The 25,532-nt window shown below is 51.3% G+C and carries 26 protein-coding genes and 1 riboswitch; of the genes, 6 read left to right on the top strand and 20 right to left on the bottom strand.

Features of this window, described 5'->3' with window-relative positions:
• Positions 1–17: 17 nt before the first annotated feature.
• Complete coding sequence (locus tag AB1500_03915; GenBank protein ID MEW6182308.1) at positions 18–893, top strand: polysialyltransferase family glycosyltransferase; 876 nt, start codon at positions 18–20, stop codon at positions 891–893.
• 16 nt (positions 894–909) lie between these two features.
• Positions 910–1,905 (top strand): UDP-glucose 4-epimerase GalE, encoded by a 996-nt coding sequence (gene galE / locus AB1500_03910; GenBank protein MEW6182307.1) that lies wholly within the window; start codon positions 910–912, stop codon positions 1,903–1,905.
• 161 nt (positions 1,906–2,066) lie between these two features.
• On the opposite strand, the gene AB1500_03905 is transcribed toward galE, so the two are convergent.
• The 19 genes from AB1500_03905 to AB1500_03815 all read right to left on the bottom strand — a co-directional run bounded on the left by AB1500_03905 (position 2,067) and on the right by AB1500_03815 (position 21,110).
• Positions 2,067–2,417, bottom strand: a complete 351-nt coding sequence (locus AB1500_03905; GenBank protein ID MEW6182306.1) for a DUF192 domain-containing protein — start codon at positions 2,415–2,417, stop codon at positions 2,067–2,069.
• A 7-nt stretch (positions 2,418–2,424) separates the two neighbouring features.
• A complete protein-coding gene (locus AB1500_03900) occupies positions 2,425–3,354 on the bottom strand; it encodes a type II secretion system F family protein (protein ID MEW6182305.1) in 930 nt (309 codons plus the stop codon).
• Between the two features lie 9 nt (positions 3,355–3,363).
• Positions 3,364–4,314 (bottom strand): type II secretion system F family protein, encoded by a 951-nt coding sequence (locus AB1500_03895; GenBank protein ID MEW6182304.1) that lies wholly within the window; start codon positions 4,312–4,314, stop codon positions 3,364–3,366.
• Positions 4,315–4,326: 12 nt separating this feature from the next.
• Positions 4,327–5,601 (bottom strand): CpaF family protein, encoded by a 1,275-nt coding sequence (locus AB1500_03890; protein MEW6182303.1) that lies wholly within the window; start codon positions 5,599–5,601, stop codon positions 4,327–4,329.
• A gap of 155 nt (positions 5,602–5,756) precedes the next feature.
• Positions 5,757–6,971, bottom strand: coding sequence for a response regulator (locus tag AB1500_03885; protein MEW6182302.1), 1,215 nt, complete (start codon positions 6,969–6,971; stop codon positions 5,757–5,759).
• Between the two features lie 244 nt (positions 6,972–7,215).
• A complete protein-coding gene (cpaB, locus tag AB1500_03880) occupies positions 7,216–8,019 on the bottom strand; it encodes a Flp pilus assembly protein CpaB (protein ID MEW6182301.1) in 804 nt (267 codons plus the stop codon).
• 13 nt (positions 8,020–8,032) lie between these two features.
• Positions 8,033–8,932, bottom strand: a complete 900-nt coding sequence (locus AB1500_03875) for a pilus assembly protein TadG-related protein (GenBank protein ID MEW6182300.1) — start codon at positions 8,930–8,932, stop codon at positions 8,033–8,035.
• Between the two features lie 135 nt (positions 8,933–9,067).
• A complete protein-coding gene (locus tag AB1500_03870) occupies positions 9,068–9,997 on the bottom strand; it encodes a TadE/TadG family type IV pilus assembly protein (protein ID MEW6182299.1) in 930 nt (309 codons plus the stop codon).
• A 1-nt stretch (position 9,998) separates the two neighbouring features.
• The gene (locus AB1500_03865) at positions 9,999–10,385 is read right to left on the bottom strand and encodes a TadE/TadG family type IV pilus assembly protein (GenBank protein MEW6182298.1); all 387 of its coding nucleotides are present in this window, start codon (positions 10,383–10,385) and stop codon (positions 9,999–10,001) included.
• Positions 10,386–10,390: 5 nt separating this feature from the next.
• Positions 10,391–10,882, bottom strand: coding sequence for an A24 family peptidase (locus tag AB1500_03860; GenBank protein MEW6182297.1), 492 nt, complete (start codon positions 10,880–10,882; stop codon positions 10,391–10,393).
• A 227-nt stretch (positions 10,883–11,109) separates the two neighbouring features.
• A complete protein-coding gene (locus AB1500_03855) occupies positions 11,110–11,274 on the bottom strand; it encodes a Flp family type IVb pilin (GenBank protein ID MEW6182296.1) in 165 nt (54 codons plus the stop codon).
• 152 nt (positions 11,275–11,426) lie between these two features.
• Positions 11,427–12,065, bottom strand: coding sequence for a response regulator transcription factor (locus AB1500_03850; GenBank protein ID MEW6182295.1), 639 nt, complete (start codon positions 12,063–12,065; stop codon positions 11,427–11,429).
• Between the two features lie 136 nt (positions 12,066–12,201).
• Positions 12,202–13,341 carry a sensor histidine kinase gene (locus AB1500_03845; GenBank protein ID MEW6182294.1) on the bottom strand — a complete coding sequence of 380 codons (1,140 nt, stop codon included), beginning with the start codon at positions 13,339–13,341 and terminating at the stop codon, positions 12,202–12,204.
• Between the two features lie 30 nt (positions 13,342–13,371).
• A complete protein-coding gene (locus AB1500_03840) occupies positions 13,372–14,532 on the bottom strand; it encodes a glycosyltransferase (GenBank protein MEW6182293.1) in 1,161 nt (386 codons plus the stop codon).
• A 194-nt stretch (positions 14,533–14,726) separates the two neighbouring features.
• Positions 14,727–15,086, bottom strand: a complete 360-nt coding sequence (locus AB1500_03835) for a CGGC domain-containing protein (protein MEW6182292.1) — start codon at positions 15,084–15,086, stop codon at positions 14,727–14,729.
• Between the two features lie 268 nt (positions 15,087–15,354).
• Positions 15,355–16,590: a VWA-like domain-containing protein gene (locus tag AB1500_03830; protein ID MEW6182291.1), complete on the bottom strand. Its 1,236-nt coding sequence runs from the start codon at positions 16,588–16,590 to the stop codon at positions 15,355–15,357.
• Entirely contained in the window at positions 16,587–17,831 is a 1,245-nt protein-coding gene (locus AB1500_03825; GenBank protein ID MEW6182290.1) for an AAA family ATPase, read from the bottom strand. The genes AB1500_03830 and AB1500_03825 overlap by 4 nt, the downstream gene beginning before the upstream one ends.
• Before the next feature lie 27 nt (positions 17,832–17,858).
• A complete protein-coding gene (locus AB1500_03820) occupies positions 17,859–19,040 on the bottom strand; it encodes a hypothetical protein (protein ID MEW6182289.1) in 1,182 nt (393 codons plus the stop codon).
• 135 nt (positions 19,041–19,175) lie between these two features.
• Positions 19,176–21,110: an aldehyde ferredoxin oxidoreductase family protein gene (locus tag AB1500_03815; GenBank protein MEW6182288.1), complete on the bottom strand. Its 1,935-nt coding sequence runs from the start codon at positions 21,108–21,110 to the stop codon at positions 19,176–19,178.
• A 195-nt stretch (positions 21,111–21,305) separates the two neighbouring features.
• Here AB1500_03815 and AB1500_03810 point away from each other — a divergent pair, with 195 nt between their 5' ends.
• The 4 genes from AB1500_03810 to AB1500_03795 all read left to right on the top strand — a co-directional run bounded on the left by AB1500_03810 (position 21,306) and on the right by AB1500_03795 (position 24,874).
• Positions 21,306–22,163, top strand: a complete 858-nt coding sequence (locus AB1500_03810; GenBank protein MEW6182287.1) for a DUF2889 domain-containing protein — start codon at positions 21,306–21,308, stop codon at positions 22,161–22,163.
• A gap of 83 nt (positions 22,164–22,246) precedes the next feature.
• Positions 22,247–22,385, top strand: a riboswitch (SAM riboswitch).
• Positions 22,386–22,482: 97 nt separating this feature from the next.
• Entirely contained in the window at positions 22,483–23,700 is a 1,218-nt protein-coding gene (locus AB1500_03805) for a homocysteine biosynthesis protein (GenBank protein MEW6182286.1), read from the top strand.
• Complete coding sequence (locus tag AB1500_03800) at positions 23,701–24,102, top strand: NIL domain-containing protein (protein ID MEW6182285.1); 402 nt, start codon at positions 23,701–23,703, stop codon at positions 24,100–24,102.
• 4 nt (positions 24,103–24,106) lie between these two features.
• Positions 24,107–24,874, top strand: a complete 768-nt coding sequence (locus tag AB1500_03795; protein ID MEW6182284.1) for a UPF0280 family protein — start codon at positions 24,107–24,109, stop codon at positions 24,872–24,874.
• Between the two features lie 340 nt (positions 24,875–25,214).
• On the opposite strand, the gene AB1500_03790 is transcribed toward AB1500_03795, so the two are convergent.
• Positions 25,215–25,487 (bottom strand): hypothetical protein, encoded by a 273-nt coding sequence (locus tag AB1500_03790; protein MEW6182283.1) that lies wholly within the window; start codon positions 25,485–25,487, stop codon positions 25,215–25,217.
• Between the last annotated feature and the right edge of the window lie 45 nt (positions 25,488–25,532).

Below are 25,532 nucleotides of genomic sequence, written 5' to 3'. Positions count from 1 at the left end.
TCCGACAGCGGGACTTGTTGCGTCAGCCATTTAAGACAATAGGTCGATATAGAAGCATAATCGGTGAATTCAAGTGCTTAATAAATAATATTATTGCGAAAACAGAGTCTAACGTAGTATTGTATTTCGGCTCAGATAAAAATGTATACGTCCAAATAATGGCACGATGCTTAAAGGAGCAAAAACACCTCGATTGTTTAATCGCGGTGGATCAAGGTAACAGCAATTATGAAAAACCAGATCACTGGCGACTTTTTAAACAAATAGGATATTGGACTTTTTCAAGATTATTTCTTGGAATTACTTATGATTATATTGATGTAATTGGTTCATGGAGATCAGTTCAAAAGGTTTGGGTTAGATGGCCGGATTTACTACAGTTTCGCCGTCCCAACGTGGAATATCTTAAGATCGAGCTTGCTAAATCTAGTTTATTGGTTAAACATAAGCCCACAGTGCCTCAAGTTCTTATACTTAGTGCCCCCCTTGCTGAGGACCGAATTTTACCGGAGCACGAAGAAATGACGGTATTTTATCGACTCATCAAAGATATCCTGTCACAAGGTTTCCATGTGGCAGTTAAACCTCACCCTAGAGACAATGAAAAAAAATTTAGCGACCTCCATGATAATTTGGATTTTACTTTGCTAGAACGAGAAACCCTGGCAGAAGAACTTAACTATTGGGATTATGATCTTATTGTTAATTTCGGATCTTCTACTATAATGGATATGCTCGATGTTGGATTTCCTCCAGACCGTATATTAACGATAGACCTAATTAAGATATCAAACAGGGTTCCCATATACAAAAAGACCAAGATATGTTACGGAATGGACGAGGTTCTCCAAATCATGCGAAAAGACAACTGGATTACTAAGGACGCAGATTAGTTTTACGAGGTGTTGTATGAACGTGCTTGTTACCGGCGGGGCCGGTTATATAGGAAGCCATACAGTTCGAGATCTCTTAGCAGCGGGTTTCCGGGTAACCGTGCTTGATAATCTGTCCAGCGGACATATGGCTGTTGCCAGGATTCTAAAGGACGCTGAGTTTATATGGGGCAACATTTCAGAAATCAAGCTGATTTCGGAGATAGTACGTTCACACGGGATCGAAGCGGTTCTTCATTTTGCGGCATTGAGTATTGTCGGACAGTCTTGCGCCGACCCGGCGCTTTACTACCGTAATAATGTGGTCAAAGGCCTAACGCTCCTGGAGACCGTAAGGCTGGCCGGCGTCCCGTATTTTGTGTTCTCATCGACAGCCGCAGTATACGGCGAACCGGTACGTTTACCCATTGAAGAAAATCATCAACTTGTACCTACCAACCCATACGGCGCTACCAAGCTGGCTTTTGAGGAAGCGCTTCGCTGGTATAGCGCAGCTTATGACATAAAATATATATCGCTGCGATATTTCAATGCCGCCGGCGCTGATCCGGCGGGTGATATCGGCGAAGACCACCGGCCTGAAACACATCTTATACCAATTGCGCTACAGACGGCTCTCGGACGACAAAGGGCGGTAACCGTTTTCGGCACCGACTATCAGACTCCCGACGGCACTTGCCTCCGTGATTATGTTCATGTGACGGATTTAGCTGCGGCGCATGTTCTTTCACTGCAGGCAATGGCATCCGGGCATCCTTCTTGTGTATACAACCTTGGAAATGAAAGAGGAATTTCTGTTTGGGAGATTATTAATTCGATAAAGCGCATCACCGGAAAGAATTTTCCGGTTGTTGAAGGACCCCGTCGTTCCGGCGACCCGGCGGTTCTTGTCGCTTCGTCCAGTAGAATTAAAGAGGAACTGGGCTGGCATCCACGTTACGGAGACATCGAAACCATAATCAGTACAGCCTGGGAGTGGCACCGGAACCATCCCGACGGGTATAGCGAATAGGGACAAAAATAATGTAGATGGATAATCGTAATTCTGTGAGGAAGATGTAAGAAAATATTATTGATAATTAATGAAAAGCAGAATGGTTGCGAATATTTCCCTAGGACGATGCTTTGCAGAACTACCTACAGGAAAAAGACCATTTAATAGATAAGAATTATTCAAACCTTATCGATGCGGAGAAGATCTTCCACCGCAGTGCCGCTGCGGGAGATGCTTCCCGCGGGCAACTCCGCAACTCCAATAGAAGATTTAATAACCGGCGTTACTCGAAATGGAACTAAGTTCGGGTAGATAGCTACAACTTTCATTGAGTGATCATAAAAGATAACATCTATCGTAAATTTCATAAAAAAGGTATGGACGCTTTTACAGGGCTCGATAAGCAAACCTTCCTTTTCGGAAAGCGTGGAACGGCCTAGAAGACCCTTTAAGCGTTTGCAAAAAGAAAAGGCGGGTTTTACCTCTTCAGCCAAAACCACACCTCGAGTCACATTAGTTAACCTGATCATTTAGACGTCATCCACCTCCGCCAAATACTTTGGCCAGTTTAATGACTGCAGGCCCAAGAAGAATAATAAAGGTTGCCGGAAAGATAAACATCACCAGAGGGAAAAGCATTTTTACAGGCGCCTTCATAGCGGCTTCTTGCGCCCTTTGCCGGCGCCTGGTGCGCATTTCTTGCGATTGTAGTTTCATGACGTTAGAAAGCTGCACTCCCATTTGCTCCGCCATGAGCACCGCACCGATAAAGGTAGACAGGTCATCTAAATCGAGTCTTATTGCCATTGCGCGCAAGGCTTCGCGCCGCGGCTTTCCCACTTTTACTTCTTGTAGAACTCTCCTGAACTCGTCGGAAAGGACTCCCTTCGTTTTTTCTACAACTTTGAGAATGGCCCCGTCCAATCCCAATCCGGCTTCTATACTAACCGTCAGTAGATCGAGCGTGTCCGGCAACGCATCACGCACCGATTTCTGACGTGCCTGCACCCGCTGTTTTACATAAAAATCCGGTAACATTAACCCAAGTATTCCTAAAAACGAAAAGATGAGCAATATATTTAACGATGACATTTTCGCCGCCCAGCCGAGTAACAGCCCGATTGCTCCTCCAAAAGCGCCCGCCAGATACTTTACCATGGTGAATTCTACGGCGTTAAGCCCTCCGGGGTTTCCTGCAACAAGCAGTTTTGTCTCTAAGGCTTTGTTCCTGCCCGCCGGCATATAGTGTTTCCCGGCTGAACCGAGGCGGCTGAGTAACGGCCTGACAAAGCGATAATAAAGCGGCTGTCGTAGTTCCTCTTCCCGTAGTGAGGCGTGGCCTTCACCGCCGAGAACGGTTGCTACGCGTGTAGACATTTCCGCGCTTGTTTTTTCAAAGCGCAGGTATAGCGGCAAAACAATTGTGATGACAGCAGCAAATATGAAGATTACCGCCAGCGCAATCATATTGTCCTCCTATATTTTAATATCGACGATTTTCTTTATCGCAAGCATTCCGATAAGTTCTCCGATACCGGCCACGCACAACATCGTAATACCGATTTTGTTTGTAAACATGGTATACAGGTAATCACGGTTGATCAGCAAAAGCATCCCTGCCAGGGCTATAGGCATAAATCCGATAACCATGCCTGAGATCCTTCCCTGGGCGGTAAGGGATTTAACCTCACCTTGCAGCCTGACCCTTTCCCTGATCGTTTCCGCGATTGAATCGAGCATCGACGCCAGATTGCCACCAACTTGGCGCTGAATTATTACGGCAGTTATTACAAGATCCAGGTCTTCGCTTTTCACCCTGTTAACAAGATTGGTAAGCGCTTCCTCACTGGCGATGCCTAGGTTCATTTCGGTCAGCGCTCTACCGAACTCTTTGCTTATAGGCGGCGCCATTTCTTTCCGGATGACATCCATCGCCTGAAGAAAACCAAAGCCCGCCCTTAAAGTATTCGCCATTAGAGCCAGCGCATCGGCAAGCTGGGAATTAAAAGTTTTCAAGCGTCTTCCCTTGGACATCCGCAACACCATGTTTGGAATAAAAAAGCCGAAAAACAGCCCGCCGAGCCCGCCGGTAATACTATGAGTTACAGAAAAACCGAAAGCTGCCGCAAGGAGCATAATACAAAAAACTATCGCCAGGAACTCTTCGGCGCGCAGTAGTATATCCGCTTGTGCCAACTGTTCTTCAAGACGCTTAACCGGGGCTTGCGCCGGTTTAAATCCGGTGATGATATTCCGGAGCCATTCAAAACCACGCCGTTTTCGGACGGTTTCTTCCGAAACAGTCTTTTGAACCTTCACAGTGACCTGCTTCAGCCTTCCTTCCAATAAACGTTGCTTTGCTGTAAGCAGTTCCCTAACACCGAGAAAGATAAATATAACCATTAAGAAAGTTAAAAAGGCAGCCATCGTCTCGCCCCCTTACCAGGTAGTCGGCGCGAAAATCCTTGGGTCAAGGTGAATGCCGCTTGATTCCATACGGTCCATAAACTTGGGCCTGATGCCGGTACTAATGAACTGCCCCCTGACTCTGCCTTCCTCGTCAATCCCTGTTTGCTGAAAGACAAACAGATCCTGCAAAACGATAACCTCTCCCTCCATCCCCTGAACCTCGGTGATTTGGGTTACCTTTCTTGAACCGTCTTTAAACCTGTTTGCCTGAACGATTAGGTCGATTGCGGCAGATATCTGCTCCCTAATGGCCTTAACGGGCAGCTCCATTCCGGCCATCAAGACCATGGTTTCAAGGCGGGACAGCATATCGCGCGGTGAATTTGCGTGGCCGGTGGTCAGGCTTCCGTCGTGTCCCGTATTCATGGCCTGGAGCATGTCCAGCGCTTCGCCGCCTCTTACCTCTCCTACAACTATCCGCTCGGGACGCATCCGCAGGGTGTTCCGTACAAGATCCCTTATGGAAATCGCCCCTTTACCCTCGATGTTAGGAGGACGTGATTCCAGTCTAACCACATGGTCCTGGCGGAGCTGCAATTCCGCCGAATCTTCGACCGTTATAATCCGCTCATCCGATGGTATAAATAACGAAAGAATATTTAATAGTGTTGTCTTGCCGCTGCCTGTACCGCCGGAAACCACAATATTTAGTCTGGCCTTAACGCAAGCTTCAAGGAATTTTGCCAACTCCTGAGTTAAACTGCCAAAACGTATGAGGTCGTCGATCTTTAGCGGGTCACGAAAAAACTTCCGGATAGTAATCGTGGGCCCCTCCAGCGCCAGCGGCGGGATTATGGCGTTAACCCGCGAGCCGTCCGGCAGGCGGGCGTCAACCATCGGGCTGCTCTCGTCCACCCGGCGGCCTAAAGGCGCCACTATCTTTTCAATGACGTGCATAACGTGGTCGTTATCACGGAAGGTCACTTCTGTTAGTTCAAGTTTCCCACGGCGTTCGGCATAAACCTGGTGGGGTCCGTTAACCATAACCTCGCTTATCTCATCGTCTTCAAGCAAAGGGGTGATCGGCCCAAAGCCCAAAGCCTCAGCCACAAGTTCCGCAACTATTCGTTGTTTTTCGAGCCGGGGCATGGGGGTAGCCTGCTTTTCAAGAAGCTCCCATGCAACGCTTTCCACCTTGTGAGCGTCTATCTCTGTTTTCCCACCGGCCCGCAGGATATCCCCCAATTCAGCAACCAGCAACTTATGGAGGTTAATTTTCAACTCCTGGTGGGGGTCGCGCCGCAATGTTCTTTCCGCAGCGCCTTTTGGTTTTTCGCCTTTTTCAAACTTAGTAAATACCGCCACTCGATATCACCTTCTCGCCTTTATCTCTATAGAAATTGCCGCCGTTTTGAATTTTTCATAGCAGCTTGCTTATTATCCTAAGTCCCAAATTATAACTAAAAGCGAAGTTTACCTAAAAACGAGCGTTTTGCTTCCTGCTGTCTTTCTTTTTCGGATTCCTTTTCCTTCCCAATAAGCTTTTCCACAAGCTTAACGATATCCTGGGATACTCTGCTCCCTTTACTGCCCATGCAGAAAGGAATACCCTTATTCGCCGCTGCTTGCACCGTCTTAATATCTGATGTCACAACGGCTGCGAAATTAACCCCAAGAGTCTTTTCAAGATCTGCCGGTCGAAGTCCGCCTTCGAGAAAGGCGTTGTTCAGAACCACATACAACTTCTCTCCGAGTTTGTGGTCGTTCAGAAAATCTATGTCTGCTTTTAAGCGTCGTAAAGCAGGCAAGTCAGATTGCCCGACCAGAATGATTTCATCCGCCATATCCAACGCGTGCGCCACCGCAGCATTTAAATTGGCTGGAGTGTCGACAAGCACGTAATTGCACCCAAGTCTCACCGAACCCAAAATATCCGGAACACGTGTCGCAAGGTCCAAAACATCCTCTTCTCTCGAGGCAATCGCGCCAAGAACCTTAACCCCGGAGGAGTGAACAGCTAAATACCCGTCAACTACTTCCCTGTTTATTTCGGGTTCACGGGCAAGATCGGAAACGCTGCCGGGCAGGTTCAGATTCAAAAGAACGGCTATGTCTCCCCCGGTCGAATCAAGGTCCACCACTGTAACCCGCTGGTTGAACTCCTGGGACAGCACCACCGCAAGATTACAGGTAAGTGTGCTGCGGCCGGCGCCTCCCTTCGAACCGAAAACGACCACGATGTTTCCGGAAATGATAGCTTCCGGTCCTTCCTGAAGCTTTGTGAAAGTATCATGCCGCTTTTTGGTTTTTTTGTTCGCCCTTCGGATTGCATCAACCAGTTCTTGAGAACTGAAGGGCTTGGTAAGATAATCGCTGGCGCCGGCAGCCATCGCCTTACGAAGATATTCCTGCTCACCTTGAATCGAAATAATCACGACCGCCGTCTGCGGCAACTGCTCGCTGATCATCTCGGTGGCGCTGATTCCATCGAGATCAGGCATATTGATATCCATTAACACTACATCCGGTGAAAGCTCCCGCGCTATCCGCACGGCTTCTTCCCCGTCACCGGCCTCGCCGATGACCGTTACGTCATCTTCAAAAGACAACAGTCTTTTGACGTCTTCCCTTGTGTTTGCGCTATCGTCTGCGACGATTACAGTAATTGGATCCACGGATAAACCTCCTCGGTCCCCAACTGCTATAATCCAAAAATGGCTTTTAACACGGCTGGAACGTGCTTTTTATAGATGAAAAGTTAATTTACGCTGAGCCCGCTCCGAACCAACCATTCTGCGCTAAAGCCTTCCTACCGACGGCTGCTCATCATCGGCTATTTAAAAAGGTAGTTAGCGGGAGAATCGTAACAAAACGGTTCTCCCCCTATCTTGATGCCTCTTTAATCATAAGTCAACATTCCTATCTGCTTTTTTTCGCCGTTCCTTGTGCCGGATTTACCGGCGTTTTAGCCTCATTGTTAGTTGCACTGTTTTGCGCCGTTGCAGTCCCTGAGTATATATCCGGCGTAGCCGTCGGAGGCAGTTTTGTAACTCCTTTATCCACCGGAGACCTGAGGCTTAACTGTACGTTTCCTCTCTGATAGGCAAGCACCAACAACTGCGCTTGAACCGGTGTTACCGCCAGGGTGGCCGTTTGATACCCGGTTACTGTTTTCCCGTCCTTGCTGGATTCGAGAACCTGCCCGGTGGCCATGACCGGTATATCGCTCAACATCGTGGCGGTGATAACGCTCGACTTTGTTGCGGCGCCCGACTCGGGGCTCAAGGTTACTAAAATATCGACGTGGTCGCCCGGAAGGAGCATTCCCGACAAGCTTGAAAGCTCGTCCACCTTAACGGTAAGCGCCCGTTCGCCCGGTTTTACCCTGTAAGCAAGACCCGTGCCTGTTCCTTCTCCCGAAGCAAGTTTGCTTTTCAGTATCTGCTCCCCAGCGGCGATGTCCGATAAAGTAATTTTTCCGATGACATCCTGGGCGGATCGCGATGCGTCGGGATGCACGAATTTTTCCGGAATCTCCTTATATTTAAGCATTGTTGTGACCACCGAGGTCTTGGCCGGTATATTCTGCCCGGCGGTTATCACTGTAACATATCCCCCGGACTCCCTGTAAGCCTGCTTTAATGAGTCAAGGTACATGTAGGCGCTCACTGCCGCACCTGCTGCAAAAATGACTGCCAGGATTATAAATAATCTACCCCGCACCGGTTATCTCCCCTTATTCGACCAGTTTAACGGTCCGAAGTCCGTAGTCCGGCCCGTTGAGTCCTTCAGCAAAGCCGTTGAATTCACGGACAAAATAACCATTTACGTAGCATTCATTACCGGACCCCGTAGTACCCTCAAGAAAAAAAGCACCAAAGCCGACAATTTGTACCGTATCCCTTCCGGACAATGGATCGTCCCGGTAAATCGGAACAAAAACCAAACGGGGGCAGCTCTCACAGTGGTTCGTGTAAGTGCAACTTTCATGTCCCGTTACACGGTAACTTACCGCCCTTTCCGTGGAACCGGACATGTTACCCGGTTCGGTATCGAGAAAGTCGCCGGTTTCAAGCCATTCCTGGTAACCGTACATAAATCTTTCCTCGTAATTACCGGCGCCGAGACCGCCGAGGGCCAAACATCCGAAGTTTCCGATTTCCGCGTCGCCTCCGGCCACCTTGAGCGAATAGATTCTTCCATATTCGAGCACCTGGTCCGGAACCCCTAAGGGAACCACGCCCGTGACCCTTTCTACCCCGCCCACCCGCGCCCTGGCCTGTGCGGTAACCGGCATGCTGTCTATACCAAGAACGGGTGCAAAATACAGGCTGACCTGCCGCCGCGCACGTACCCTGATGGTCTTCCCGTCGCCTTCAACGTTGATGGTCGCCTCAAGCGGCTGAATACCGTTCCTCACGCCGAAATCCAGCGCTGTTAACGATGCCTGCGCGGGATTCGACGGCAGGAACTGAGCTCCTGCCAGAGCCGCAGCGTCGGACGCGTTTACAAGGCGCTCGCGATTAAGATACAACAACCCGACATCGGTAGATAAAGCCGTAAATCCCAGCAGGACTACCATTGATGCTACTACCAGAACTATCGCCGAACCCCGGTCGCTTTTAAGCTTTAACATGGGTCACACCTCACACGAACGTCATGGGGTGGAAATCCGGTTTTGATGCCTCTTTTTTACCTCACACAGCCCTGCAGGCACAAGAAATTCAATTTCTTCTTTCAGGAATTATTGATCTTCTAATTGCAGCTCCTTTCATTCAATGATTTTTGCGGTCTGCAGTCCGTAGTCAGCCCCGCTTATTCCCTGAACATCCTGACAGGTTAACTTTTTAATAAAATAACCGGTTATCGTGCAGTTGTTTTCATCCCCCGTAGCCCCATCGAGGAAAAACGCCGCGAACCCAAGCACCTGAACCTCACACCGCCCGTGATTGTCGCCGACATAATCATAGATAGGACATGTAACAAGTCGCGGGCAGTCCGGCTCGTGATTTGTAGAGGTGCAGCTCTCATGACCGCTTATCCGGTCGGCTACCCCGTCTCTTGTCGGACCAGCCTTGTTGCCCGGTTCGGTCAAAATAGTATCCCCGATCCTCACCCACCCGTGGTATCCTTCGCCAAGACTTTCTTCGTAATCGGATGCTCCCTTATTCTCGCCCACGGCCAGCGCTCCGAAGTTTCCGTGATCCGCCATACCCTGACCGTATTTAAGGGTGTATAGTGTTCCGTAAGTAAGCGTCTGGTCGACAACCCCGATGGGAACCACACCGTAAACCGCCTCCACCCCGCCGACCTGCGCCTCGGAATGCGCCGATACCTGTCTGCTGTTCAAGCCGAGCACCGGAGCAAAGAAGAACCTTACCTGTCTTTCAGCCGTAACCCTGAGTCTTTTTTCGCTGCTGTAGACCGTTACGGATACCTCCCCGGGGTCAAGGCCGTTATAAACGGCAAAATCCAAGGCTATGTCTTCGGCTTCGAATGTTTGCGCAGGGTCTGAGGCCAGGATCTGCACACCGGCAAGAACCGCGGCATCCGTCGCGTTATTCAGACGCTCCCGGTTAAGAAACAGCATCCCCACATCGACCGTCAAGGCGACAAATCCGAGCAGTGCCACCATTGCAGCTACTACAATAACAAATGCCGAACCGCGCTCATCTCGTAAAGACTTCATCTCTCTGCTCACCTCATTCCACCCGCATCACAGATGTCGCCTGAAGCGGGAAAGGATTTTGGATGATGTCACTGACCATCGGGATCACAAGATAAACAGAATAGTTGACGGTTACCGTCGACGTTACGCCGGTTATGCGGTCGACCTGGGCAGGAGAAATACTCACCGTCAGTCTGGAAGTTTCCAAGGTGGAAGCCGCATTATCAACGGAGGTTTCGATCACCGTGTCGGTTGCTCCGATTGATGCCTGCCGCGCCCCTTCCCTGGCCGCGTTGGTTATTATCAGGTAGGCCGAAAAAATCCTGCCTAATTCCATAATACAGAAAAGGATAAGCAGTAGTATCGGCAGTATAAGCGCAAGTTCTACCGTAGCCTGGCCGCGATTATTTTTAATGCTCATGAGTATCACCTCAGCCAGAAGGCCACAAATACCCCCAGACAAAACATCACACCGTACGGGAATCTCATTCCACTTTCCCCTAAGAACAATCGTGCACTGCCCGGCAGTACTATGCTTAAACATGCCCCCTTAAAAGCCGGCCACAACCTGCCACCCTTAATTAAAAGGTAACAGGAAGCGACTCCCCCCATCACCGCTCCAGCCAGAAATGTGTACAGGACGAACATCGGCCCGCCGCATGCTCCTATCGTCCCCAGCAATTTAACATCTCCCGCGCCGACACCGCCGGCGAAATACGGTATTATCAAGAAAGCCATCCCAACCACCAATCCGGTCAAGCCATCAATGGCGCCGGCCCATCCCCCGTTTAAAACGCGGTAAACAATAGCCAAAACGACGGCGGGAAGAAGAACTACGTTATAAATCCGCCGCCTGTAAAGGTCTGTTGCTATGGAAATGAGCGATACCATGATAATGACTGCATCCAGAAGCGACATGAAAACCACCCTATTCTATGGCCAATATCCGGCAATAATCTTCTTTCTCAGGCTTAATTAGAGTTTCAAAGGTGACCCTACCCGGCCTTGTGGTCGGGTAGGGTCTATGCAGGGGTAGGAGGTACCTAAATACTAACTGCACAGGGAACAAAATTCGTAATTAGTGAGTGCCATAACTTTGTTCAAAAAACATTAGCAAGCATTTGTGATATACTCTTAATAAGCATTTAATCCAGTTCGTTAGCCACACACTGCATCTGATCGCGCACGCCGCCGCCCAAAAGGGTTAACGCCGCGATTACAACTACGGCTACCAGCGCCAGAATCAGTCCATACTCGGCCATGCCCTGACCTTCCTCTTCTCTCCATAACCGCTTCATTGCTTTGATCATCGTTTCTCCCTCCTTTACAACTATTTTACTGTTTCTATGGTAACAAACCCGCTTGGGCTTTACCATCAAACAAAAGGCTCAATTTTACCAGGATATTCTTGTTAAATTCATAGGACTAAAGTCCTATTTTTATTAAAAAACCTAAAGCAACCCTACAACTCTACGAGACGCTGCTTCAGCGCATATAGAGCGGCCTGCGTCCGGTCGGTTACCTGTATCTTCTGGAAGATGTTTGACAGATGGTTCTTTACCGTCTTTTCGCTTATATACAGTTTTCCGGCGATATCCCGGTTGCTCGCGCCTTCAGCGACCAACCGTAAAACCTCTACTTCGCGTTCGGTAAGACCATCAGGATTGCCTTTCACCGACAGTCTGTTGAATTCGTGGAATACCCTGGCCATAAGTTGCGGCGGAATAAAAGACTCCCCCTTTGCTACGCCTTCGATCGTTTCAACCAGCTTGTCCGAAGAAATATCCTTTAAAACATATCCGGAAACCCCGGCCCTGATCATTTCGAACAAATACTCGTCCTGATCGTGAATGGTAAGGGCAACGACGGAGACCTCGGGCTTAATCCTTTTAATCTCCTTACAGGCATCAATACCGTTCATCACCGGCATGTTAACATCTAGTAGAATAACATCGACGGTTTCTTTCCTTATCAAATCTACAGCCTCTTGCCCGTTAGCGGCTTCACCCACAACCTGAATCATCGGTTCAACAGAAAGTATCTTCCTGAGTCCTTCTCTGACCAAAACATGGTCATCCGTTATAAGAACCTTGACCACCATCTCATCCCCCCATACCGATCAAATAAACCGTTGATCGAGTATCGTATCGTTCTGCAAGTTTATTGTCCGGTGTCGATTCGTGCCCTTGGATTGTTTAACCGTCCACCTTTGGTTCATCATTCTACTGACTGAACTGTTAATTCTCAGTGATATCGAACCGGACAACAAGGGTTGTCCCGCTACCGGGCGAGGAATCGATGTTCATCTCTCCTTTTAACAGCTGCACCCGTTCTTTAACGCCTATCAAACCGTATCCTTTCCTGCGCATATCTTTAAGGATCTTTTGTGCATTAAACCCTTTACCGTTGTCGCGCACCACCAGGTTTACCTTATCGGGCGTAACCTCGAGTTTGACCTGAACGTTGGTGGCGTCGGCATGTTTGTATATATTGTTAAGGCCCTCCTGTACTATCCGGAATAAAGCAACCTCAACCGCTGCCGGAAGTCTCTTTTGCGGGCCGTAATAATGGAATTCCACCGGCAGTCCATATTGTTCCTTATAATTCGATACAAACTTCTTTAAAGCCGCCGGAAGGCCTATATCGTCAAGCGCCATCGGCCGGAGGTCGAATATTATCTTTCTGGTGTCCTGCAGGCTGTCGCGCACAATTACCTGAAGCGCCTGAAGTTCTTCCTGAAGTTTCGACGGGTCTTTTTCCAAAAGCCTCAAGCAAAACTCCGCCCGCATTACCACGTTCGCCATGGACTGCGCAGGTCCGTCGTGTATCTCCCTGGCCACCCGGCGTCGCTCTTCTTCCTGGGCTTCGAGGATCCGCAAAGCCATTTCCTGCCACTGGTGCATTTCACCTATACGATCCGCGGCATCCTGAAGGTCGCTTTGTAAATACTGAAGAATGACACCAACCTGTGAAGCAAGGCGTTCCGCTCTCTTCTTGGTAACGAGTTGTCTTTTCAGGCCGCGTTCCAGTTCGTCACGCCGGATACGGAGCACATTTTCCTGCGACCGGAGAGTAATCAGCTCAATCTGCAACTGCTGCGCAGTTTCATAAGCTTCTTTAATGTCGCTCTCCGAAAAATTCTTAAAATCTGAACTTACCTCCATCAACCGTATGCGGGCCTTTCTTTCCGCGGCCTGCAAAGAGTCTACTTTAGCGATAATATCCTGAGTCTCTTCCCGGATCGATTCAACTTCTTGCCGCATTCGTTCAGTTTCAGCTTCCGCGGCTTCCGCAATGTTATAAATCTCCTCTTTACTTTTTTCGATTAAATCTATCGTATCTTTAATGATTTCATCCAGAGTTTTAATCTCCAGCACTATATCTACCCCCAAGCCCTAAGAGAGTTCTTAACCCTTTACAGCCTCCCGGTAATAATTTAAAAGCATATCGGCAGCCCGAGGCGCTGACATCTCTTCGGCCTTTTTCAGGGCATTATCCTGGAAACGCCGATACAGCTCCCGGTCTTCAAAAAGCCGGCACAGCCGTTCTGCAAAAACTTGGTCATCTAAAGGGACTAAAAACCCATCAACCCCTTCGTCGACCATTTCTGACAAACCTTTAGCCCGGACAGCCACTGCGGGCAATCCCGCCGCCTTCGCCTCCCCGACGACAAGACCCTGGGTTTCTGTAAGCGAAGAAATTACAAAAACGTCTCCGGCAGCGTAACAGTCCCTTACAGAGTCCGGGTGAACCGGACCCGTAAACACCACATTTCGCTCGATCTTCCTTTCCTTTGCTTCTTTCAGAAGCTCCTCCCGCGCCGGACCACCGCCTACCAGCAGCAACCTGATACGGGGAATCCTCGTTGCCATGAGACCGACGGTCCTGAGCAGGAAGCCGATGTTTTTTTCCTTCGCCAGACGTCCCACGTAAACCATAACCTGTTCGTCGGCTTCAATACCGAAACGCTTCCGGAAACCTTCACGGTCTCCACCGCGAAAAGTTTTCAAGTTAATTCCGGTCGGCATCGTTCGCACCTTCGTGCGGACACCCGCTTCCGCCAAATAACTGCCGATCACACCGGTGGGGGCAAGCACCATATCGCAACGGTTGCAGAAAGCTGTAGTGTATCGTCGCGTCAAAAGACGAGTTTGATTCTTGAAGAACGGGAAGTAGTGGACATACTCTTCATAAAGCGTATGATAGGTAAAAACCAGCGGCAAATCCAGGCGTACGGCCCATCGCGCTCCCAGTCCGCCGAGTAAAAACGGTGAATGAACGTGGATTAAATCAAGTTTCAGTTCCTTAAGTGTGGAACCCATTCTCACGGAAAAAGGCAGCGCCAATCTAAATCCGGGGTTTGTAAACGCCGGGACCGAAATAAATCGGTATACACGCTCTTCCGCTTTACATCCCCGGTACCATGGCGCAAAGATATAATAAAGAGCATCTTTCGCTTCCAACTCTTGCCTGAAAGTCTCTATCGAACGGACAACACCACTTGTGTAAGGCCGGTAGCTGTCACTAAAAACACCGATCCTCAGAGGCCGTATCCCTCCATTTCGCATGTTTCTCAGATGATTAATATCCGATATCCTTTTTTGGTATTCGCTATATCGGCTTTATCCCCTGTTCAATGGGGAAAAATGTTGAAATTCGTTACAGAATTACATAATATTCAACAAGATATATGCCATATACGATTCGTTGAAAAATAAAAAAACCGGGAGGACAGTACCACCCGGCAGAACTGTATTCCACCCTACCAGGGATGTGTGCCGATCACCACTTTTTTATTAAAAATCTTTTCGATTTTTTTCGCCAATTTAACCGTATCGATCGGACACGCGGCGGTGGTCGTCGCCTTTACAATGCAAGTTGCAAGATGTACCACATCATATTCACGCTTCATCGATTCTGCAACAGAATCGACGAGAGTCAGCTTGGGCATTACCAGACCGGGACAATCACCGCAATCTCCAAGGGCCACGATATCGAGCGGTTCGTTTCTATAACGCTCAAATTCCCCTACCCGTTCCTGCGCGGCCTTAAAGCATTTCAAACAAGAAACACAAAGGACGTCCCTAATTCTCTTACAGGAAACAATGATAATACGGGCCAATTATATTCCCTCCCATATGGTTATTTTACATATGTTTATTATAACTAATCGGTTGAACGGCATCAACCATCTCTTGTGACTTCATATTTAGCTTGGCAACGGGTTCCTTTATCCGGAACTCTCTATTCCAGAGCGTAACTATTCAGCCTCCCACGTCACAGTGACGGAACGCGGCAAGATGCAAGCAGAGCGCTAAAGCAGGTCTGGGGTAGCGCGGAGCGTACGCAGAATTACGTGAGCAACTGCCCCTGGCCGGCTGACAAAGCAGTTATTCCAGGGCAATGATCTTTGTGCATGGAAGGCGAGGTTTACTGCCGGTGGTGACGAAAATCATCATAGCCGCCCGGCGGGCCACCTTTCGATAAAGGTCCAGGGTGTCCTTCGCGTTAATGTCGGCGATGTAGCCGTCGGAAAGGATCAGCGCAATGTCCTGATTCTGTGTTTCCTTATACAATTGTTTAAGGGCCGGTTGCAGCACCGTACCGCCGCCGCCGGGCAGACAGCGCATCGCGTGGTCTTCGAATCTAAAGCCGGACGTTCTGACGGACGGATAGACTCCCGCGTCCCACGGGGTGACATTCAACCCGCAGCGAAGTGTCGCAGCGATCGATTGAATCTCCGAAACAAAACCCTTGAGTGTTTCTTCACTAATGGAACCGGAACAATCTATAAGAACCCTTATCGTTTGCAGGCCGAGACGTTTTATCCCGGGAAGAAAAGGGTTGCGCCGGGAGGGGTACTGCCAGGTATTTACCACCAACCGGCCGGTTCCCTCCAACAGACTGACCCGCAGTATGCTGCGCCAGTCGATCCGCGGCTTCATCGAAGAGCTTACCTGACGAGCGATATTCCCCGGCAGCATACCGGCATTCCTGCCTATGACAAGCGCTTCGGACATTATCATCCGCCAGCGTTCTTCCGGTTCTTCTTCGTTGCACGTTCCTTCCTGAACGATTATACCGTCCTGCTTTTGCTTATCCGAAAGGTCCATAAGGCTTTCTGCGCGCTCCTCCGGAATTTTTACGGGTCTTCCGGGCAGGTTTAACAAACGGTAAACCTCTTCGGCGGATGACCTTTTCAACTCATCCCGGCTGGTACTATTCCGGCTGCTTCGGTTCAAAGACTCATATACCGTAACCGCCGTAACAAGTTTCCACCGGGGTGGTTTAAAGCCGTGCCGCAAAAGCATTTCGTTGACCACCATATCGGCGGCGGTATTATAAAGTTCGGTGTTCCGGCCCAGACTGAGCCAGGGGTGACGGAATCCGAGGTGCAGCGCCTCGTGTAACAATACGAATGTTTTTACCTCAACATCACTAAGTGTCTGCCAGAAAAAGGGGTTCAACAACAGTTCACCGGCTGTGGTTACACAAGCGGTTTGCACGTCGCCACTTAAGATTATGCGCGCCCGCCGCAGTAAAACTGCCAGAAACGGTGTGCGCATAAATAGCAGCGTATTAACCTCTTCGATCTCCCGCCGGATCACGCCGGCTGTGTCTTTCACGCGAGTGACCTCAGAAGGTTGCCGATATCGGAATACGCCCTGCCCAATGTATTTGAGTGTTCGCAAATCTCCAGGTAAAGTGCTTCCCGCCATGGTGGATGGATACGATTTGCCAATACAAACCATAGCAACCCCAGGTATTCTCTGCTGACCCCCGCCACCGCCTCCAGCAGCGGCGCGCTGCGGCATACCACCGGAGTTACCGTGATGCGCGCCTCGCAGAGACTTATCGTACGAGATTCCGTTTTACAATCGAACACTTCCTCTGAAATACCCTGCCCGATTACCACCACGGCGATATAACGCTCATCCATACCAAGACGTTCAAACATCGTCGGTGATTTCAGCAACTCGTCGAATGTCGGAACCGGATGCCTGTAAAACGCGAAAAACTTCTCGCCCGTTTCCGCTCCGAGTGCCGCTGCGCACAGCGCGCGCACAGCCTCTGTCCCGAGCCCCGCACTCGCCGCTGCGGCCAGGTCACGCGCCAGGAAGGCATGGCTTCGCGGTGTGGGGTAACCGTCCAGGAGATCAACCTCGGCGGGCGCGCGGCAGAAGTCCTCCGGAAAACGGCACAGGTAAGCAAACACCTTTTCTTCGTAGCCGGGTTGATACACGTTCATCCATGCGACCCATTCCTTAAGGCGCGGCGGGCTTACTTCTATTCGGTACACGCGGTTTAACAGCGGCGCCGGAAGTGAGTTTGCGATCGAACTGTCCTCGGGTCGGTTGCCCGCGGCAACCACCTGTACACCGGGACTGAACGGCATAAAACCGGATGCGCGGTCCTGGACCAGCTTATAGGAGGCGGCGACTACGTCGGGCCGGTAGACATTCGTAATCTCGTCTAGGAAAAGAAAACCGGAAACCACGGAAAGCAAAACCGCCCACTGCGGCGGTTGGTAGACCAGTTGAGGCAGATTCGCCACCTTTACCGGCACAGGGCGTCCCATAAGGTCTACAGGCTCTGTTTCTGTCAGACGAAGGTCGACGAGGGCGAAATACCTTTCCGGGCGCCGGTACACCTCTTCAAGGGTTGCGGCGTCAAGGTTGCGGTCGTTGTATTCCAGGAATATGCGACCTGTTTTAAGCGCAACCTCCATCGCCGCTTCACGGACAAGAGCGCTTTTGCCTATCCCGGGAGGTCCCAGGAGCAGCACGCTCTGTCTGCCCTTGGAATGGTAAAGAAACTTCAAAAGTTCCTTGACGGCGTCAGGTGTCAGGGTGCTTCTTTCACTCACTGATAGTAACGCCCTCCCGATTCGGATTCAACCGCAGCGTACATACAGCATCGTCCTTAAAAATGGCGGAAAGCCCGGGTGATGGGCAAGGTCGGACAACGCTGTCGGGTCGAAGGTTATTTGAGAAAAACATATCTCTTTTGCCGTGCTCTCCACAACGCCCGCATTACAATTCGGGTGGACCAGCGCTCTGAATCTCGTTGTTCTGTACCCTTCCGTCAGCAGGGGTTTTATCGCTCCGGGCGGACATCCCGGATTTTTCGCGAGCCTGGACCGCAAACGATAATTGGAATCGCCGGTTAAAGAAGCAAGCATTTGCGGGGGCGTTGCCGGATTGGACGCAACCTGCGCCCTAACCGAATCCCGGCTGTCACAGGCAAGCATGCACAACATACTGAAAGGAGCCTTTGGGTTTCCGGCGACAGCCTCACGTACTTCAGTGCTTTCGTCCTTTGCGAGCTCGAACAGCAGAGTTTGCTTGCATACCGGGTTCGACGCAGCGGACGACCGCACGGTACTTGCGGGATCGGCGGCAAGTCCCGCCAGTAGACGCTCCGGACAGTTGTTGTGTCGGGCGGCCCGCGCTAAAATGCGAGAGTTGTTTTTAAAACGGGAAGCCAGGCGGGCGATTGCCACCGGGGTTGTCCGCGGATTTAAAAGAATTGCTTCGGCAATCGACTTTATTTTCAAGGCGCTCATCCAGAGGAGGGAGTAAGCCGGTAAGCCCGGATTGGAGGCCATTTCCTCAAACAACACCGTTTCACCGGCTGCTTCCAACTCCAGGAAAACACTTTTCGGCAGGTACGGATTTGAGGCGAGCCGGCGGAGTACCAAGAGGTTGCGGTCACTCGCGAGATCCTGCAGTACCGTGTAAGGGGTGGCTCTGTTTCGCGCTACGGCGCCCCGTACCTTCTCATCGACGTCCCCGGCGAGGAGCCTCAGTATTTCGGGCGGACAACTCTCATTAGCGGCAACCGTTTCCCGCACCATTGCGTCCGCCGCGTTCGCAGAAGCCTTCAGTGTCTCCGGAGGGCACGCCGGGTGCTCCAGCGCAAGTAAGCGTGAACGGTAATCCGCGCCAACGGCGAAACGCTCCAATGTTTCCTCCGGGCATCCGTGATGGCGCAGTACGAAATGGTGCAGCCAGATCAAGTTGCAGGTTGCGAATGATTTAAGAACCTCCGGAATGTGCGAGCCTGCGCGCGGCAAAAAAAACACCCCGTGTTATACCTTGCACCGGGGCGTTGCGTCGTATACGCCTGATATTAGTAAAACGACCTTTTGATGCTTTTTAAGAGATGCCTTGCATGAAATATTCCGTTAAAGATGACGTCTCAAGCGGAATCACGACCGTCGCCCGCCTTGAGGATATTTTCTCAAAGGCCATAACGGGGGTCCCTGCCATTCCGGGTAGCCGGCGTATGCTTCCATTTCTGAAGCCACATCCCCCAGCCCCAGATGCTCCAGGGTTTCCCGTGTTGGGATGCCCGTCTCGGGGTCGCACCCGCGAGCCTTGTAATACTCCGTCAACATCTTCCCGTGTTCCTCCAGATCTCTGTGCCCCTCAGGGGAGCCTTTTCTTTCCGGCTTCTGCGGCAGCGAATCCTGCCGGCGCGTAATTCCCTGCCTGTTATTGAAGGCCATCTCCAGCGCGTAAACCCTGTCGAGAACCTTCTCGACCTGTTCTTCGCTAAAATCAAAACCTGTTGCGGCTCTCAACAGCCGCGCCGCTCCTTCGAACAGAGGGTATTTGAAAACAAGCGGCGCGGTGCATGCCCAACTGTTTACGGCGCCTTTACACCGACCTATTAAATCCGCAAGCGTGGCCGCTCTTTCGGAAACGATCAAAGCTCCTACCGGATCCTTCGGAATAAAACCCTTTTCAATTAACCGGGGAAAGAGTTCCGGATCGTTTTCCCCGAACGCCCAGCTCCTGCCCCTGAGGTGATCCGCTCCCCTGGTTGAGGTCGCATGCGCAAGTCCGAAGATCCCTGCCGGGTGCGGCCCCCGGCTGAGCCCTTTGACGTGGTAGCAATAGTCCGCCGCTTTTCCGCCCAGTGTCCTCGCAAGACCGTGGATCCCTTCGGCCGCCGGATTACCGAATCCTTCCCGCAGCGCTATCCGGTGAATCAGCTCTATCTGAGAGGCGTCGTCTTTCCAATCGAGCGTTAACCCCCCGGTATCCTCCCTGGAAATTATGCCGCGGTTATAAAGCTCCTTGGCATATGCCAGCACGTTGCCCAGCCCGATGACGCACATCCCGTATTGATCCGCAAGGTTTTCCATTTCCATGATCGGTACCGGGTCCAGAATTCCGCAGTTTATACCGAGGCAGTGGATTCCTTCGTATTCCAGTGCCCCGCCCTGCTCGCCCGCGCGCGGGCCCGATGGAATCCTGAAAATGTTTTTGCAGCCGACCACGCATCCGTGGCAGGCCGACCTTCTAACCTCATATTTTTTAAACTCCTGCGGCTTCAGGTTCTCCGGTATTTCCTCCGGCGACAGGTACCTTTCAAAATATCGAAAACCCGGATACCAGTTTAAAACTCCTATATGCGTCCCATATACCGAAACGACCTCGCGGTGGAATTTATCCTTTAAGAAAAACTCCCTGTCTTCCCGCGCAAGCCGCGAAAACTCCTCGTTCCGAGCTATCTTGACCTTTCCGCTTCCCCTGACCGCTATCGCCTTGAGGTTTTTCGAACCCAGTACCGCCCCGCTTCCACGGGCAGCGGAACTGTATTTATCGATTATCGTTGTGGCGAACCTGACCAGGTTTTCACCCGCCTGACCTATACAGGCCACGCTTATGTCCTTCCCGAGGAACTCTTTCAGGGTGTCCGTGGTTTCCCACGTCGACAACCCCATCAGTTGCGAAGCGTCCCTCAACTCGGCTTTATGGTCGTCTATCCAGAGGTATTTAGGTCCGGCAGTCTTGCCGGTGATAACAACCTGGTCGTAACCCGCCCTTTTCAAATATGCGGCGAAAGATCCCCCTGCGCTGCCGTCCCCGAGGATATAACTCTGCGGCGAAAGGGTGCTCACCTCGACCCGGCTTGAAAGGCTCAAACTTGTGCCCGTAAGCGGTCCCGGGGCGAAACAAATAACGTTTTCCGGACCCAACGGATCAATTCCCGGCTTGATTTCTTTGAACAAAGTCATGGAATTGAAACCGCGTCCGCCGATGAAACCGCGGGCAATTTCTTCCTTAAGCGGTTCCGAGGTTATCTCATCGGTGCTGAGGTCGACTCTGAGGATGTTTCCCCGCCAGCCATACATAGATACCCCTCCTGTCTTCAAGGATTGCGGCCCGATAAAACCTGTTCTTAATGTGTTTGATGATTATTGTTCTTCCGTCTCTTCCTAATTCCTTTGCACAGAGGAAGAATTATATGGTCCTCACCCTTGTATCGACGGGTTAAAGCCTGATAAAATATGGCTTATTAACCAAAGAACGCAACCCGGAGGATCGTAATGCGTCCTGTATTTCACCAAAAACGGGTCACGAGCGTGCACAACCTCGGGCAGACCGTACTCGTTCAAACAATTCTGCTGTCCACCGGCAGCGAGATCATCGCCCAACTATGGGTTGACCCCAAATCGTTCCAAACCGTCCATGCCCGATGGGAAGTGCTTCGTGCCGGCGAAGGACTGTCGACAGTGAGCGAAGAGGTTCCGTCGCTTAAAGGCTGCGTGGCCTATTTCGGCTGCGGCAGGGCTTTCCGCAAGGCGCTGGTTGAATACCCTCCCGTAGCCGCGGAACTGTTTCTTGGGAACGTCGGCGCCTTAATCCAGGCGGAAACATTCCTGGTAAGCGAGCGCGGCCACCCATCAATGGATGCGTACGTAGACTACTGGAAACAGTTTTACGCCGGAAGCTGCCGCTATTACAGTCATCTCGACGAGGTGCAGCGAAGCTGGGAGGAATATGTCAGCGCGCGACGGCCAGGCACTAACCTTTTTAACCGTATTAAAACCATCGCGATTGATGACTGCGATAACGGTTTGTTGTTTCGCGCCTCATTGTCCGATTCGTTTCACGAAATGGCTTTGTCCTTCAGGTTTGACCCCGCGGGAGAAACCATCTGCGACGCCTTGGGCGACATAGTTCGCGCCCCCGACCAGGTATGCCCCGGAGCGGCAGCTTTTATCGGGCGGCTGAACGGTTTTAAGCCGCATGGGGCCCTCCGCGACAAGATTTCGAAGATTCTCGGGGAAGGACAGGGCTGCGTTCACTTAATCGAACTCGCATGGGAGGCCGTCGAGCTGCTGAACGACTCAGAAGGCGGTTTCCGCCGGGGTTCTTTTAACGATCGCGCTCCGGAGGTTTAAGAACCCTGACGCGTTAACATTAAAACTTCTTGACAGCCTTATACAAAGCTGATAAGTTAGTTATCAAATTGAATATACCCTGGCTCTTATCCAGAGTGGCGGAGGGACTGGCCCGATGAAGCCCGGCAACCGGTAGGCGGCGTTTGCGTAGAACGCTGTCCGACAAGGTGCCAAATCCTGCAGACAGAAAAGCCGAGCGGCGTTTCTTCTGACAGATAAGGGTGCTGCGGATAAAGTGGCGGCCTCTTCTTTGTTGGAAGGGGTCATTGTATTTAGAGCTTAGAGCCTAAGGGTGGTTTCAAGAAATGGGAGGTAGAAAATGGTAGACAGAACTTTTTCGGAAATCAATGCGAAGATCCAAGCCGGAAAGGCGGTAGTAGTGACCGCCGACGAACTCGTTCGGTTGGTTGGCGAGAAAGGCGTAAGCCGTGCGGCTAAAGAAGTTGACGTTGTTACCACCGGGACTTTTGCGCCCATGTGTTCCTCGGGGGCATACTTCAACTTCGGTCACAGCGCCCCGCGGATAAAGTTCAACCGTGTCTGGCTGAACGAAGTACCGGCGTACGCCGGTCTGGCGGCGGTCGACGCGTTCATTGGGGCGACGGCGCTCCCCGAAGACGACCCCCTGAATTCAAGCCATCCGGGCGAGTTCCGTTACGGAGGCGGCCATGTGATCGAGGACTTCGTATCCCGTAAACCCGTGCGCTTGAAAGCCCTCGGGTACGGGACCGATTGTTATCCGCGCCGGTCGATCGAAACCACGGTAACTCTCGACGATATTAACGAAGCGGTGCTATTCAACCCGCGCAACGCTTATCAGAATTACAACTGCGCGGTTAACCTCGGACCGAAGACGATTTACACTTATCTCGGGGTGCTGAAGCCGAATTTGAGCAACGCTCATTTCTCGACATCCGGGCAGCTTAGCCCGCTTTTAAAGGACCCGTACTTCCGGACTATCGGCGTCGGCACACGCATCTTTCTCGGCGGCGGCACCGGTTACGTGGTCTGGAACGGAACCCAGCACTTCCCCGGAATTTCCGGGCTTCCTGAGGGAGCGCCGCCGGTTCCTTCCGGGGGCACGCTTGCCGTCCTGGGAGATTTGAAACAGATGAGCCCGAATTGGCTCAGAGGAACAAGCATGCTTGGCTACGGCGCCACCCTGTCGGTAGGAATAGGCATACCCATTCCCATCTTGAACGAGGAGGTCTGCTACTACGCTTCCCGCCCGGACAGCGATCTTTACGCGCCGGTAGTCGACTATTCCGGCGCATACCCCGGCAGGGAACCCGGCAACCTGGGCGTCGTAAGCTATGCCGAACTCAAATCAGGGCAGATTACCGTCAACGGGAAGAAGGTATCGACCGCGCCGTTATCCAGTTATCATAAAGCGCAGGAAATCAGCGCGGCTTTAAAACAATGGATCTTGGAAGGCGGTTTCCTGCTCGGTGAACCGGTTCAGCTCCTTCCCGGGCCGGATGCCGGGATTAAGGCCAAAAGTCTCGAGATTCGCGGCTCAGAAAGGAGGAACGGTTAAATGGCGCCCAGCAAGGTCGTTCTGCGCTTTCCGGCGTCAATCGCCGATACGCCGATAATCTATCATCTTGTTAAAGACTATGACCTTATGGTGAATATCCTTAAGGCTAACATCAACCCGCATAAAGAAGGGACGATGATTTTGGAGTTCCACGGCGAAAAGGCCGATCAGGGACTGTCTTTCCTGAGGGATCAGGGCATCGTCGTTCAACCGCTGACCGAGGAGATCGTATGGAATGAGGAACGCTGTTCCCACTGTGGCGCCTGCACCGCAATCTGCCCGAGCGGGGCGCTGTATTTGGAACGCCCGTCCATGCTGGTCCGCTTCGACAGTGAGGCCTGCGTCGTCTGCCAGCTCTGCGTCAGGGCATGTCCGATGCGGGCGATGGAGGTACGCTTCTAACGCCATGAATTACGCTAAACGCGCATACCGGTCGATCTTTAGCGAAAACGATCTGACCTTTTTTCAGGTTAAAGTTAAGGAAACCGACCTGTGCGTGGGCGTGCGCTCCGAACGTTTTGCTACGGAACTTATCTGGCTCGTTGAAAAAACGGTTAAAGAAGAGCGGGCGCGGCTCGAGGCTTACATCGAAAAAGACCCGGTGTTTCTTAAGACCTTTGAGCCGCACCGCGTTCTGCCGGATGCTCCGCAAATTGCCGTCAGTATGGCTGAAGCCGCAACCGAAGCCGGCGTCGGCCCCATGGCAGCGGTTGCGGGAGCTTTCTCGGATATGGCGGGCCGTTTACTTGCCCGATACTCCCGCGATGTAGTGGTTGAAAACGGCGGAGATATCTATCTTAAGTCCACACGGAAAAGAACCGTGGGGATCTTCGCCGGGCCTTCCCCGCTTTCCGACAAGGTTGCGGTGGAAATCCCGTCCGATCAGAGCCCGCTCGGGATATGCACCTCATCTGGTACGGTCGGCCATTCGAAAAGCTTTGGACGGGCGGACGCCTGCGTGATACTTGCCGCTTCCGCGACCCTTGCCGATGCTGTTGCCACCGCTGCCGGTAATCTGGTGCGGACACCCGCGGACATCGAAGAAGCCCTGGCCTTCGCAAACGATATTGACAGAGTCACCGGCGCGGTTATAATCCTGGGGGAGCACATCGGCGCCTGCGGGCAGGTTAAACTCATTCCGTATTATCGAGAAGCACAACACCCAAAAGAATAAACGGTAATCAAACCGCCACGGACAAGCCCGCTCTCTGGTAAGAAGCTTATTCCTGCATCTCTTTAGTTCCTTAAAGCACCTTTCCCTTGACCGGTTCCAATATCTTTATCTCCTCTGTCACCGACTATTGGTGTATGGGTTATTATGGAAAGGCGCTCAATTTCGGCCTGATCCGGGGAGCGCCCCAAAAGACTCTTCGTGAACAGAACATACCTTTCATTATACGTCCGCGCGAACAAACGTCGCCTGAAATTAAGTTCGCGTTCCCCGCTCGTCCGGCATGTCGGTTATTTTCGGATCTCTTTTCCTTGACATTCCGCCAGCGTTGATTTTCTAAGATTCATGTTAAGGCCCTGATAATAGAGCCCAGGAAAGTAAACACTATTCCGGTCGTCACCGCTAACTGACCGACCCAGAAAAGGAACATCCACCTTATTAAAGAGGACTCGCTTTTGGCCAGCCGACTCTCAAAACGTTCAATCAAAAATTCAAAAACATCATTTTTTGTCTTTTCCGCAGTGGCGTTTACTATATCCACCAATTGCTTGGCGGCCTCGTCGCCGAGCTTTGTCCTTAAAACCTCCGGGAAAACTATTATGTTTTCTGCTTTCATCAGGTTATCACTCCGCTTCAAAAGAAAGACTGTTATCATCTCATT

The organism is Bacillota bacterium (genome assembly GCA_040755295.1).
GTDB lineage: Bacteria > Bacillota > Desulfotomaculia > Desulfotomaculales > Ammonificaceae > SURF-55.
The sequence above is the reverse complement of the archived record's forward strand: the minus strand, read 5'-3'. Positions and strand labels throughout refer to the sequence as shown.

Bases quoted from the DNA above. Each gene is read 5' to 3' on its own strand.
- galE (MEW6182307.1), top strand. From the start codon at position 910: ATGAACGTGCTTGTTACCGGCGGGGCCGGTTATATAGGAAGCCATACA.
- AB1500_03905 (MEW6182306.1), bottom strand. From the start codon at position 2,417: ATGATCAGGTTAACTAATGTGACTCGAGGTGTGGTTTTGGCTGAAGAG.
- AB1500_03900 (MEW6182305.1), bottom strand. From the start codon at position 3,354: ATGATTGCGCTGGCGGTAATCTTCATATTTGCTGCTGTCATCACAATT.
- AB1500_03895 (MEW6182304.1), bottom strand. From the start codon at position 4,314: ATGGCTGCCTTTTTAACTTTCTTAATGGTTATATTTATCTTTCTCGGT.
- AB1500_03875 (MEW6182300.1), bottom strand. From the start codon at position 8,932: ATGTTAAAGCTTAAAAGCGACCGGGGTTCGGCGATAGTTCTGGTAGTA.
- AB1500_03865 (MEW6182298.1), bottom strand. From the start codon at position 10,385: ATGAGCATTAAAAATAATCGCGGCCAGGCTACGGTAGAACTTGCGCTT.
- AB1500_03860 (MEW6182297.1), bottom strand. From the start codon at position 10,882: ATGTCGCTTCTGGATGCAGTCATTATCATGGTATCGCTCATTTCCATA.
- AB1500_03855 (MEW6182296.1), bottom strand. From the start codon at position 11,274: ATGATCAAAGCAATGAAGCGGTTATGGAGAGAAGAGGAAGGTCAGGGC.
- AB1500_03850 (MEW6182295.1), bottom strand. From the start codon at position 12,065: ATGGTGGTCAAGGTTCTTATAACGGATGACCATGTTTTGGTCAGAGAA.
- AB1500_03840 (MEW6182293.1), bottom strand. From the start codon at position 14,532: ATGCGAAATGGAGGGATACGGCCTCTGAGGATCGGTGTTTTTAGTGAC.
- AB1500_03815 (MEW6182288.1), bottom strand. From the start codon at position 21,110: ATGTATGGCTGGCGGGGAAACATCCTCAGAGTCGACCTCAGCACCGAT.
- AB1500_03810 (MEW6182287.1), top strand. From the start codon at position 21,306: ATGCGTCCTGTATTTCACCAAAAACGGGTCACGAGCGTGCACAACCTC.
- AB1500_03805 (MEW6182286.1), top strand. From the start codon at position 22,483: ATGGTAGACAGAACTTTTTCGGAAATCAATGCGAAGATCCAAGCCGGA.
- AB1500_03800 (MEW6182285.1), top strand. From the start codon at position 23,701: ATGGCGCCCAGCAAGGTCGTTCTGCGCTTTCCGGCGTCAATCGCCGAT.
- AB1500_03795 (MEW6182284.1), top strand. From the start codon at position 24,107: ATGAATTACGCTAAACGCGCATACCGGTCGATCTTTAGCGAAAACGAT.
- AB1500_03790 (MEW6182283.1), bottom strand. From the start codon at position 25,487: ATGAAAGCAGAAAACATAATAGTTTTCCCGGAGGTTTTAAGGACAAAG.